Origin of the sequence: Sphingobacterium sp. E70 (genome assembly GCF_019285695.1) — a bacterium.
Taxonomy (GTDB): Bacteria; Bacteroidota; Bacteroidia; order Sphingobacteriales; family Sphingobacteriaceae; genus Sphingobacterium; species Sphingobacterium detergens.
Window position 1 is genome coordinate 1,992,846 of sequence record NZ_CP079104.1, and the last position, 12,144, is coordinate 2,004,989.

The following is a 12,144-nucleotide window of genomic DNA, read 5'->3' on the forward strand; positions in this document are numbered from 1 at the left end:
ACAACCTTTATGATACCACAACTCAAAAGAATCGCGATCTTATGTTTGTTACTGATCAGCGCTTCCATACGACTTTTGCTCAGGACAATGGAAAGGCGGACTGGTTTAAAGATGCTCGTTTTGGCATGTTTATCCACTGGGGCTTATATAGCGCTGCTGAAGGTATGTGGAAAGGTGAACCTTTACGGTATATGAATAATTATGCGGAATGGTTACGCTACCGCAACCGTGTATCAAAAGAAGAATATGGCAGCTTGGCCAAACGCTTTGACTGGAACAAGATAGATCCGGAAAATGGGTACTCCTCGCAAAGGAGGCCGGAATGAAATATATGATCATCACGACCAAACATCATGATGGTGTGGCGCTTTGGGATACCAAAGTGGGAACGTACAGTTTACCTAAACTGAGTGGCTCCAACCGCGATGTGATCAAAGAAATCGCAGCTGCCTGTAAAAAGCATGGTATGAAACTTGGCTTCTACTACTCACACTGGATCGATTGGGAACATCCCTATGGCTGGAATCATCAGCAAGAATTATCCGGACACGTAACCGATGCCCAATACAATCAGTATTGGCAAGAGAAGGTAATACCACAGCTCCGTGAACTTATGAGTAACTACGGCGATATTTCGCTGATATGGTTCGATATGTGGATCCCTTATCAAAAATCAATCATCAAAAAGAGCAGTTACTTCAGGTCGTAAAATTAATCCGCGAGCTGCAACCGAACTGTCTGATCAATTCACGTCTAGGTCTTCCGACAGATGCAGAAAATGTAGATTTCGAAACCCTTGGTGACAATCAATTTGGCAGCAACTATATTGCCCACCCTTGGGAGACACCGGGTACCATTGCCCACTCTTGGGGATATAATGGTCAGGAAAACGAGTGGAAATCAACAAACCAAATCTTCCAATCATTGATTTCAAATGTCAGCCTCAATGGTGGATTCACCTAAATATTGGCCCCGAGCCGATGGAACCGTTCCTTACGAAAGTGTAAGCCGTTTACATGATGTAGGCTCCTGGTTAAATACCTATGGCAAAAGCATCTATGGTGCCACTGGTCTTTCTTTAAAAAACAATCATTTTGACTGGGGCTACCTGACCACAAAAACCGAACAAAATAAAACGGTGGTCTATGCGCATGTATTTAACTGGCCATTGGATCACAAACTTCGTATTACAGGTATCAAATCCAAACCGTCCAATATTGCAATGATGAAAGGTAACAGTTCGACGACTTTGAACTATGAGCAGAAACTGAGCTCAATCCACATTGACCTACCTGTGGATCAACCGGATCATTATGTTTCGGAAGTAAAATTAACTTTCGATGGTCCCCTGGAACTGGACAAAAATACCGTCCCTGAATCCACTTTTGGTGGTTTTTTCCTAAAATCAACCAATAGCCTCAACAATGACCTGAAAATCATACGTTATGACGGCAAAAATCCGACCCATGCTTTCCTCACAGGAAATACGAAGATCGACTGGGAAGTAACGGTTACAGAGGCCGGATCATATACGATAGATTTCTCTGCGCACAATCCCAATAAAGAAAATATTCCCTTCGAAATTAGCGTTGCTAGCCAACAACTGAGCGGAACTTTTGAACCTACAAATAAAATGGTTGTCGAACCAAATGAAAATAACTACACCGAAGAATTTGTAGAAAAGCGTATCGGAACATTAAAATTTGATAAACCGGGTAAATATATCTTGACCTACAAAAGTCAACAACAGCTTCCACTCTGGTTTAATTGGTTATGGCTGGAAAAAACAAAAAATTGAACTGTTTAGATCAATAACTAAAAAAAGGGCTTATGATGTTTTGTCTTCATAAGCCCTTTTTATAATTGAAAACTGTGTTATATTTTTTCAAAGAAACCTTCCCCAACAGTTTAAATCCATATTTCCAAATCGTTTTTGAATGGATTAATTTTACAAAGGATTTATTTAAAACCTTCCAAAACCATTTGCTCTTTTCGGTGTTACACATAATAACCTACTCAGCAACCCGTTATGTAAAAATTACCTATTTTAATATTTTTTTATTATTTTGTGGTAAAAGTTACCAATTTTGTAAATCGAGACCAGACAAGTCTCATATCTTATAAATGAGTAAATTAATCCTAAACATTGTTGGATAATGCATCTGCAACGGGACTCTTTATCTACACCTTCCGCTCAAACGCAACGTTCGGGGTTAGAAGGATTGATTACAACTTCGGAAGATGGAACCATTTTACATCTCAACGCACGCGCATGCGAGCTTTTGGCCTTGGACGAGAATGGAGCTAAAGGCAAGAAATTACATGAATTAATCACATTCTATTCATCTGACGACGCATCCGCTCTCAGCCCCGAACGCCCGCCCTTCCAAATTGCTTTTAACACCAATCAAATCCATCAGGAAACAATCTTGGGAATCGCAATTGAAGGCTCCTTTAGGTGGTTTGTATTTCAAATCACGCCATTCACCGAAGAAAATAAGCCCCATCTACTACTATCTTTCATCGATGTCTCCAAACTTGTCAATCAGAATCAGGCATTAAAAGATAAACAACATGAACTTCAATTACTGGTTGCCTCACTCAATGATCTCGTTTTTGAAGTCTCCGACATGGGGGTATTTAAAAATTATTGGACAAACGATCCGAGTTTGCTATTCTATCCACCGGAGGAATTTCTGAATAAAAGCCTGATCGAACTTTTCCCGGCAGATCTAGCCATACCGACAATTCAGCTGATCCAAAATTCATTAAAGCTTGACCGTGAGTTTAAAATGGAGTTTCAGTCTCCTTCGGAAAAACATAAAGACAGGTGGTATAGTTTGCAGATAAAACCCATTCACCGAACACAAAACCGAGTTGCCTTGGTTATTTCAGATATAACCAAACAGGTAGAATCAACAGAAAAAATAAGATTTAACGAGCATAAATTCAATCAGGCATTCCATTTCTCAGGTTTGGGTATTGCATTGACAAACCTCGATGGCTCTTGTATTGAGTCAAACAATACATTGACAAAAATCGTGGGCTATACACAGGAGGAAATGTCGAAAATGAAATTCACCCAAAAAACACACCCAGATGACATAGAACGCGATACTGAGCTTCGTAAAAAGCTTATTCAGGGTGAAATTGATAGCTTTACCGTACAAAAACGTTTTCGACATAAACTAGGCCATTTTGTATGGTGCTCTGTCACCATGGCGGCTGTCTTCGACAGCACCAATACGCCATTGTTTCTGATCAGCCAGATCCAGGATATTTCCGAATCAAAAAAATATCGAGATATTAAAGCAACAGAAAATAGAATCCGATCTAGTTAAAATTGATCTCGAGACCAAAGTCAGGCAGCTGGAAGAGTTTGCCAATATCTTGGCACATAACCTAAAGGGCCCCTTGAGCAATATGCCAATGCTCATCGATGAACTCAAAATTTCGAAAGATGAAAAGGTGAAGGCTGATTTTTTAGATCTTTTAAAAATTAGTAGTGAGCAACTCACCGAAACCTTACACGACTTAGGCGATATCCTTGAATTACGTTCAAATAAATCGCTCGTATTCGAGAACTGCAATTTCCTCGATGTATATCTGAAAGTAAAACAACAGTATATTCAGGAAATACAATTGAAAAATGCGATGATTTCAGTAGAATTCAATGTAAAACATATTCATTACCCCAAAATCTATCTGGAGAGCATTCTGAGTAATCTCATCAGCAACTCCCTTCGGTTTACAGCGCCAGGCAAAGCACCACATATTGAAATCAGCACTTCCATGGTAGAGGACGGCACATTGCTAACTGTAAAGGACAATGGACTAGGCATCAATCTACCTAAATATAAATCGCAGCTTTTCATGTTCAAGAAAGTTTTCCATCGTGGTTTTGAGAGTAAGGGTATTGGATTATTTCTCACACGCTATCAGGTGGAGTCACTGGGGGCAAAATAGATGTACAAAGTGAACCGAACGAAGGCAGTGTCTTTTCAGTCAAATTTTTAGAAAGAACGTAATGAATCAGGAAAATAAAAGAAAAATCATCCTCATAGACGACAATGCGATATTACGCACTATTTTCGGCTATATGCTTCAGGGATTTTCAGACTACCCCATTGAATTTCACCCTTTTAAGAATGCATTGGATGCATTGGATTTTTTTAGACACACATGATATCAGTGCATCTTTGGGGCAACCCATATTATTTGTTGATATCAATATGCCTTTTATGACGGGTTGGGAATTGATGGACGTTTTAGAAGATAAGCCCGATTTCATTAATCAAACCAAGATTTTTATCATCAGCTCTTCTACAAGTAAAAGTGATCAGGAACAACTGGCAAACTATCCTTTTATAAGTGATTTTATCTTGAAGCCTTTTGGTAAGGAGTTGTTATATGAAATTCTGAGACAGGGCAATTAAAAGATTCTCATACTCAACAGATGCTTTGCCTTCAGAGGTCTGTTAGGAACATTATTACTTACCCAAATATGCTATTAAACCCTTAATATGAGCAACTCATCTTAGTTGAATAAAAAATAGGAACCAGCAAGATACAGGTTCCTATTTTTATTTAAATTATTAGATTTTAAATTGTTATATCGCCTTGCATTTGTCTGCAAGCCAATTCTTTTCTTCACTTGAAAGATGCGTTGATAACTGATCAAATACCCATTGATTATAATTATTCAACCATGAAAGATGTCTTTTTTCCAATAGGGATTTCTCAATCAAGTCTGTCGCAATATAACATATTGTCAATGTCTCAAAATCCAAGAAGTCGCCGAATTCCGAGGAACCCGCTTTACGAGTCAACACCAAATTCTCGATACGGATACCATGCTTACCAACACGGTATAGACCAGGTTCAATGGAGGTAATCATGCCCGGTTCAACAGCAACATCTATCGCAGCAGCATTAAATGTCTGTGGTCCTTCATGTACATTTAAGAAAAATCCAACGCCATGGCCTGTACCGTGACCATAATTACGCAAAGTCTCCCACAATGGGCGGCGGGTAATCGCATCGATTTGATACCCACGGGTGCCTACAGGAAAATTGCCTGCGAGCCCTCTATTGTGCCCTTCAGCACCAAGGTATAGTCCTCTTTTTCCTCCTGGGTAAGTCCGCCGAGCGAAACAACTCGTGTAATATCCGTTGTACCTGTTTTATATTGGCCACCAGAGTCCACTAACAACAAGCCCTTTGGACGTAAGGTATAATTGGATTTCTCATTCGCCGAATAATGTGGCAATGCACCATGGTCCAGGTAGCCTGCGATTGTTGTGAAAGAAACATCAACAAATCCCTCTTGGCTCTCACGAAATCCACGCAATTTATCTGCAATAGAAAGTTCAGACAGCTCTTCGCTGGCAACGTTTTCTTCCAACCATTTAAAAAACCTAGTAAGCGCAACACCGTCTTTTACAAAAGTATGCCTGTTATTTTCAACTTCTACTTTATTCTTAATTGCTTTTAAAGTCGTAGAAGGATTTATTTTTTCGACTATTTTAACGCTTTCTGGAACGCTATCAAACATCGCAAAGCAGGTGCGTTTTGGGTCAATTAAGATAGCCTTTGCCTGCAATGTCTGGATCGTCTGATAGATATTGTCGTACGCAGCGATTTCAACACCATAGCTTCCTAACTCAGCAACGGTTTCGGCGCTCAATTTCGACGGTTCGATGTAAAGTGTCGCGGTATCAGGAGTGATCAATACGAATCCCAAAACAACTGGGTTGCAAGGTACATCCTGACCACGGATATTAAGTAACCAAGCAAGATCATCCAACGAAGATATTAAATGTGCATCGGTCCGATTTTTCTTCATTTCAGCCCGTACAGCTTCAATCTTCGCCACGGTAGATTGTCCTGTTGTACTTTCAGGCAACAAGTAGGCCTGCGCTTTTGGCAACTCTGGTCTACCCGCCCATAAATCAGCTAGTAAATCAACATGACCATCCACCTGAATATCCAAGGGTTCCAAGACTCCTTTGACAGATTGAGCCACCAAGAGTGACGCCAGATTTCCGTCAAAAGCAACTTTCGCTCCTGCATTCAATTTTTCTCCTAACCAATCCGCATACTCCGCCGCTGCCTGGACTTTCAGTTTAACCAATTCAAAACCGGTTCCTTCCAATTGCTCCACTGCCTGGACAAAATAACGGGAATCTGTCCAAAGACCCGCAAAATCTTGTGTGATTGCCAAAGTACCCGCAGATCCTGTAAACCCTGATGCCCAAGCAATACATTTGTAACGTTCTGGTAAATATTCACTGATATGAGGATCTGATGATGGGATAATATATCCATCGATTCCTTGAATCTTCATAGCCTCACGAATAGCAGCTAATTTTTCGATATGCTTCATGTCGTATATACAATTTTATGCAAGTTAGGATTTTTAGGGTCGAATGCCTAACTTTAAGCCAAATAAAACAAACAAGTCAACGCGTATATGCATACATTAAAATTGTACGCCCATCGCACCAAATGTAGAATATCAAATAACGGGACCGTATAAGGTCCGACGAAATTACATGTTAATGAAGAAAATTGCATTATATTCCATTGCACTATCGACCTATGCACTGACCGGCATGACAAGTTCTTTATTTGCACAGGATATCCGAGTTAAAATCCAAGACGCATTTAATCAGTTTCAAAATCAGGAAAATGTAAAAAACGGCATCAGTTCTTTAACGGTATTTGACGGAAAGACAGGACAGACGATCTATGCTGTCAATGAAAATATTGGGCTGGCCACAGCTTCCACCATGAAAGTGATTACTGCGGCTACGGCATTGGATTTTCTGGGCAAGAATTATCAATTTAAAACCACCCTATACTATACCGGTACCATAGATGAAACCGGTGTGCTGAATGGCAACATCATTGTAACGGGGACTGGAGACCCTACCTTGGGCAGCGACCGTTACCCGGAGACTAAAGCGGATGTCGTGTTGAACAAATGGATCGCAGCTATTCAAAAGCTGGGATACGAAGTATCAATGGAGCAGTTATTGCCGATGACCGCCTCTATAATGGCAATCAACTCCCCGGGGATGGATCTGGACAGATATGGGTAATTATTACGGTGCCGGCATTTCATCACTCAACTGGCATGAAAATGCTTTTGGAATTGATTTTAGTCCAGCAGCCAAAGTTGGTGCAAAAGCTGAAATTATCCAAGACACGACACGAGCTCCTTACCTGAACATTATCAATGAAACCACAACAGGTCGAGCAGGCAGCGGGGACAATGTTTATGCCTATGCTGCCCCTATTCTACCAAGATATTTGTCCGCGGTACTTATGGCCAGGATTTAAAGAAAACCATCGAGCTCGCTTCCCCCGACCCTGCATACGATCTGGCTTTTCAGCTGAATGAAGGTCTCAAGAAACAGGGCATCCTTGCAATCCAATCTCCCGCAACAGGGGCGAAGATGGATTCAATAGACGTATCCCAAAAGCAAACACTGGATGTGCACCTATCCCCTACCATGGATAAAATTGTCTATTGGTTTAACCAAAAAGCATCAACCTCTATGGGGAAGCCCTATTAAAAACTATTGCCTATACCACTGCGGGAAAAACAGGAACGGATGATGGAGCCAATTACATACAGAAGTATTGGAACGCCAAATTAGGGATCAGGCCAAGCGAACTCAACAGTATGGACGGTTCAGGGCTTGCGCCGCAAAATAGGGTCACCACACTTGCCATGAACAAAATCATGCAATATGCACAAAAGCAAAATTGGTATCCTGTATTCTACGAAAGTCTGCCGACCTACAACGACATGAAGATGAAGAGTGGAACAATCGGTGGCGTACTGGGGTATACGGGCGTTCATACCAATAAAAATGGGCAATCATTTACCTATACGCTATTGGTCAATAATTATTCGGGATCAGGGTCCAATATGCGCAAGCAAATGTTTAAATTGCTGGACGTTTTGAAGTAACATATTATTGTCTATTTATAATAAGATATTGGCAAATATTTCCAAATATCAAAAAGAATGATAGATTTGTAGCCTTAAATTAATAAAATCGTAATGAGTAACACTAATCGTAAACAGGCAGCGTTAAATTACCACTCAATGGGTAGACCTGGAAAAATAGCTGTTGTTCCGACAAAACCAACAAATTCGCAAAGAGACTTATCATTAGCATATTCTCCTGGCGTAGCGGAGCCATGTTTGGCTATTGCCGAGAATAAAGAAGATGCTTATAAATATACCGCAAAAGGGAACCTTGTTGCTGTTATCAGTAACGGTACAGCTGTATTGGGCCTAGGTGATATCGGCGCCCAAGCAGGTAAACCTGTCATGGAAGGAAAAGGTTTATTGTTCAAAATTTTCGCCGACATCGATGTATTTGACATTGAAGTGGACACCAAAAATGTTGACGAGTTCGTGAAAATTGTAAAAGCATTGGAACCTACTTTCGGAGGTATCAACCTGGAAGATATCAAGGCTCCTGAATGTTTTGAAATTGAGCGTCGCCTGAAAGAGGAAATGACGATTCCCGTTATGCACGATGATCAACACGGTACAGCGATCATTTCGGGTGCAGCCTTGATCAATGCCTGTGAAATTATTGGAAAAGATATCTCCAAAGTAAAAATCGTCGTTAATGGTGCTGGTGCTGCTGCGATGTCCTGTACAGCAATGTATATTTCTGTGGGCGCAAGCAAAGAAAACATTGTGATGCTAGACAGTAAAGGTGTTATCCGTACAGATAGAGAAAATCTGGATAGCATGAAAGCACAATACGCTACTGATCGCGATATCCATACCTAGCGGATGCCGTAAAAGACTCTGATGTATTTATCGGATTATCGGCTGCGGATGTCATGTCTCCTGAGATGCTGTTATCAATGGCTCCTAATCCAATTGTTTTGGCGATGGCCAATCCAAATCCGGAGATTGCTTACGATTTAGCGATGGCTACCCGTAGTGATATTATCATGGGTACTGGCCGTTCGGATTATCCAAATCAGGTAAACAACGTATTGGGTTTCCCTTACATTTTCCGTGGTGCTTTGGATGTGCGCGCAACAGCAATTAATGAGGAGATGAAAATTGCGGCTGTACGTGCGATTGCTGATCTCGCGAAACAACCAGTTCCGGAAGAAGTCAATCAAGCTTACAATACCAACAATTTAAAATTCTCTGAAGAATATATTATTCCTAAACCTACCGATCCACGTTTGATCACAGAGGTTTCTATGGCTGTGGCAAAAGCAGCGATCGAATCTGGTGTAGCGAAAACAGCAATCGAAGATTGGGATAAATACCGCGATGCATTGCGTAAACGTCTGGGTAAAGATGATGCGATCATGCGCAATTTAACGATGGCAGCTAAAAGAGATCCAAAACGTGTTGTCTTTGCTGAAGCAGATAATTACAAAACATTACGTGCTGCTCAAATCGTAAAAGAAGAAGGCATTGCGCTTCCAATTCTTTTAGGTAAGAAAGAGAAAATCCAACGTCTGATCCAAGAGTATGCTTTTGAATTAGATGGTGTAGAAATTATCGACCCAGTTGCTGAGGTTGATGGTGAAACAGAGCGTTCAAAAAAATTCATCGAGCACCTTTATACCAAAAGACAACGTAGAGGAATCTCTCGTTACGACGCGCGCAAGCTGATGTTTGACCGCAACTATTTCGGTGCTTCTTTGGTTGAATTTGGCGAAGCAGATACATTGATTTCTGGTATGACCAAAAATTATGCAAACACCATCCGTCCAGCATTGCACGTTATCGGTGCTAAGCCGGGCAGCCGTGTAGCAGGTATGTATATGATGCTAACCAAAAAGGGCCTATTTTCATGGGCGATACGACCGTGAATGAAGATCCTACTGCGCAAGAATTGGCTGATATCACCTTGCTTTTGGACAAAGCTGTTAAACGCATGAATATCCAACCGCGGATTGCATTATTGTCTTACTCTAATTTTGGCTCCAGTGAAGGAAAAACACCGACCAAGGTAAGAGCAGCAGCACAGATTATTCACGACCAACATCCTGACATCATTGCTGATGGTGATCTACAAGCTAACTTCGCCTTAAACAGCGATATGTTGACTGACAATTTCCCATTCAGTTGTTTAAACGGACAATCGGCAAATACGCTTGTTTTCCCTAACCTAGAGTCAGGTAATATCGCCTATAAATTATTGCAGGAAGTCGGTGAAGCGGAAGCTGTAGGTCCTATTCTTTTGGGTATGAACAAACCGATCCATGTACTACAATTGGATAGCTCTGTACGTGAAATCGTCAACATGGTGACCATTGCCGTAGTTGATGTTCAAGCTCATCTTAAAAATTTATAGAATCGCTTAAAATCTTCCTATATTCGTATTACTATGTACGAATATTTCAATGGAAAATTAGCATATAAAGCCCCCACTCATGTTATTATCGACGTGAGTGGGATTGGCTACTATGTTCACATCTCTCTTTATACCTTTTCCCAAATCAAGGATCAGGAAAACTGCAAATTATTTATTTCGCTGCAAGTCAGGAGGATTCCCACACACTGTATGGCTTTGCCACAGAAGGCGAAAAGAAGCTGTTCGAGAATCTGATTTCGGTTTCAGGCATCGGCCCCAATACGGGTCGAATGATACTTTCATCCAATACACCTGATGAAATACAGTCCGCCATTGTCAATGGTCAGGTTGCCTTAATTCAGAAAATTAAAGGAATCGGCCCTAAAACAGCACAGCGTCTGATCCTGGAACTTCAGGATAAATTGAAAAAACAAGGTGTGGAAACGCTCTCGACAACAATTCAATCGCAATCCGTCCCAGACGAAGCTTTGTCTGCATTGGTTATGCTAGGTTTCAACAAAGTGGCAGCTGAAAAGGTATTGAACACCATTTTAAAAACAGAAAGCAACCTTTCTGTAGAGGATATGATCAAATTAGCACTAAAGAGGCTATAAAATGGGATATCATGGTTTGTTTGTTGATCCGCTGACGAACACTCTGTTGATCTGATACATCGCTAGACACACAGAACAAAATATATAGCTCATACTATAAAAGGAACTTTCGGGTTCCTTTTTTATTTTCTCAACAGCCGTCTTCATTCGAATGCCGCATAACGATACTGTGTTTCGTACAACGAACTCCTAGGTAACAATGTATGAACTAAAAGTAGACTAACAGGGACTTCATAGGGATCTTATACGGACCTCATTCGGATAAACACGCATGAAGTCCGTTTTATCCCCGTCTAAAATTAGTGTTAAAAGCATAGAAAAAACGAAGAAGAATTAAACTTGCCCCCTCCTTAACACGAACTTATCTGCTTCGATAATTAAGTGATCCGCTTATATCTATGTAGAACCGTGGGATAATAGCAATTGAAATAGAGTTTATCGGATTACAAGTACGGTTATGAGCTTAATAATTACAGTACATCTTCGAGAGATAACACAAACGATTGCCCTATCAAAAACAAACATATAATCAGTTAGTTACAAAAATACACAAGAACCTTCCTCTACCTTGCTACAGCCTATTTGTTACAATCTGGCGTTGCTAAAACGTATTTATTACCTTATTTTTAGCACTTCGTATTTCAGTTATAATCGCACACATGAAAAAATTATTTTCACTTGCGCTCGCTTTAAGTTTAGGAGCAGCAGTATTTGCGCAAGAAAAGAAAGACATCACGTTGAACATTGTTCCTCTACCGCAACATGTTCAGATCAAAAACGGGTCATTTAAAGTCAATACAAACACTAAAATTGCATTTGACAGCGATGAGGATAAAAAAGTTGCCACTTTATTCCAGGATTTTCTAAAAAGCAACTACAACCTCAATCTATCTTTAGTTAAGTCACCGGCTAAGAATAGCATCTATTTTTCGTCCAAAAATGCAAAATCCGCAAACACAGAAGCATACGAACTTAACATTGCTGCGGATCAAATTACGGTCAGTGGAAAAGCATCAGGTCTGTTTTATGGCATGCAATCGCTGATCCAGTTACTACCTGTCGACAAAAGAGCAAGCATCGAAATTCCACAGGCATCCATTCAGGATGAGCCACGTTTTGCTTACCGTGGACTGCATCTGGATGTTTCCGTCACTTTTTTCCTGTAGAATTTGTTA

Annotated in this window: 14 protein-coding genes and 2 pseudogenes; 14 read left to right on the forward strand and 2 right to left on the reverse strand. The window is 40.6% G+C overall.

From position 1 onward, the window contains the following. Positions 1–41 precede the first annotated feature (41 nt). The 8 genes from KUH03_RS14310 (at position 42) to KUH03_RS14340 (ending at position 4,436) form a co-directional block, all read left to right on the forward strand. Complete coding sequence (locus KUH03_RS14310) at positions 42–326, forward strand: alpha-L-fucosidase (protein WP_257094306.1); 285 nt, start codon at positions 42–44, stop codon at positions 324–326. Then, the gene (locus KUH03_RS48630) at positions 323–709 is read left to right on the forward strand and encodes an alpha-L-fucosidase (RefSeq protein ID WP_373564725.1); all 387 of its coding nucleotides are present in this window, start codon (positions 323–325) and stop codon (positions 707–709) included. Before KUH03_RS14310 ends, KUH03_RS48630 begins: the two co-directional genes overlap by 4 nt. Next, on the forward strand, positions 655–963 hold the full coding sequence (locus tag KUH03_RS48635; RefSeq protein WP_373564726.1) for an alpha-L-fucosidase: 309 nt from the start codon (positions 655–657) through the stop codon (positions 961–963). Before KUH03_RS48630 ends, KUH03_RS48635 begins: the two co-directional genes overlap by 55 nt. Further along, positions 935–1,798: an alpha-L-fucosidase C-terminal domain-containing protein gene (locus KUH03_RS14320; protein WP_257094308.1), complete on the forward strand. Its 864-nt coding sequence runs from the start codon at positions 935–937 to the stop codon at positions 1,796–1,798. Before KUH03_RS48635 ends, KUH03_RS14320 begins: the two co-directional genes overlap by 29 nt. A gap of 358 nt (positions 1,799–2,156) precedes the next feature. After that, positions 2,157–3,341 carry a PAS domain S-box protein gene (locus tag KUH03_RS14325; RefSeq protein WP_257094315.1) on the forward strand — a complete coding sequence of 395 codons (1,185 nt, stop codon included), beginning with the start codon at positions 2,157–2,159 and terminating at the stop codon, positions 3,339–3,341. Between the two features lie 49 nt (positions 3,342–3,390). After that, positions 3,391–3,966 carry an ATP-binding protein gene (locus KUH03_RS14330; protein ID WP_257094317.1) on the forward strand — a complete coding sequence of 192 codons (576 nt, stop codon included), beginning with the start codon at positions 3,391–3,393 and terminating at the stop codon, positions 3,964–3,966. Positions 3,967–4,027: 61 nt separating this feature from the next. After that, entirely contained in the window at positions 4,028–4,186 is a 159-nt protein-coding gene (locus KUH03_RS14335) for a hypothetical protein (RefSeq protein WP_257094319.1), read from the forward strand. After that, a complete protein-coding gene (locus tag KUH03_RS14340; RefSeq protein ID WP_257094329.1) occupies positions 4,158–4,436 on the forward strand; it encodes a response regulator in 279 nt (92 codons plus the stop codon). Before KUH03_RS14335 ends, KUH03_RS14340 begins: the two co-directional genes overlap by 29 nt. Before the next feature lie 174 nt (positions 4,437–4,610). Here KUH03_RS14340 and KUH03_RS14345 read toward each other — a convergent pair whose 3' ends face one another. Further along, positions 4,611–5,021, reverse strand: a complete 411-nt coding sequence (locus KUH03_RS14345) for a M24 family metallopeptidase C-terminal domain-containing protein (RefSeq protein ID WP_373564727.1) — start codon at positions 5,019–5,021, stop codon at positions 4,611–4,613. A gap of 41 nt (positions 5,022–5,062) precedes the next feature. Then, positions 5,063–6,385, reverse strand: coding sequence for an aminopeptidase P family N-terminal domain-containing protein (locus KUH03_RS14355; RefSeq protein WP_306429580.1), 1,323 nt, complete (start codon positions 6,383–6,385; stop codon positions 5,063–5,065). Positions 6,386–6,560: 175 nt separating this feature from the next. Here KUH03_RS14355 and KUH03_RS14360 point away from each other — a divergent pair, with 175 nt between their 5' ends. The 6 genes and pseudogenes from KUH03_RS14360 (at position 6,561) to KUH03_RS14390 (ending at position 12,135) form a co-directional block, all read left to right on the forward strand. Beyond that, positions 6,561–7,103, forward strand: a complete 543-nt coding sequence (locus tag KUH03_RS14360; protein WP_257094331.1) for a D-alanyl-D-alanine carboxypeptidase — start codon at positions 6,561–6,563, stop codon at positions 7,101–7,103. Continuing rightward, positions 7,096–7,344: a hypothetical protein gene (locus KUH03_RS14365; RefSeq protein ID WP_257094333.1), complete on the forward strand. Its 249-nt coding sequence runs from the start codon at positions 7,096–7,098 to the stop codon at positions 7,342–7,344. Before KUH03_RS14360 ends, KUH03_RS14365 begins: the two co-directional genes overlap by 8 nt. 241 nt (positions 7,345–7,585) lie before the next feature. Next, a complete protein-coding gene (locus KUH03_RS14370) occupies positions 7,586–7,981 on the forward strand; it encodes a D-alanyl-D-alanine carboxypeptidase (protein ID WP_257096963.1) in 396 nt (131 codons plus the stop codon). Positions 7,982–8,074: 93 nt separating this feature from the next. Continuing rightward, positions 8,075–10,355 (forward strand): annotated as a pseudogene (locus tag KUH03_RS14375) (NADP-dependent malic enzyme). A 33-nt stretch (positions 10,356–10,388) separates the two neighbouring features. Beyond that, a pseudogene (gene ruvA, locus KUH03_RS14385) lies at positions 10,389–10,969 on the forward strand (Holliday junction branch migration protein RuvA). A 659-nt stretch (positions 10,970–11,628) separates the two neighbouring features. Continuing rightward, positions 11,629–12,135 carry a glycoside hydrolase family 20 zincin-like fold domain-containing protein gene (locus KUH03_RS14390; protein ID WP_257094338.1) on the forward strand — a complete coding sequence of 169 codons (507 nt, stop codon included), beginning with the start codon at positions 11,629–11,631 and terminating at the stop codon, positions 12,133–12,135. Positions 12,136–12,144 lie beyond the last annotated feature (9 nt).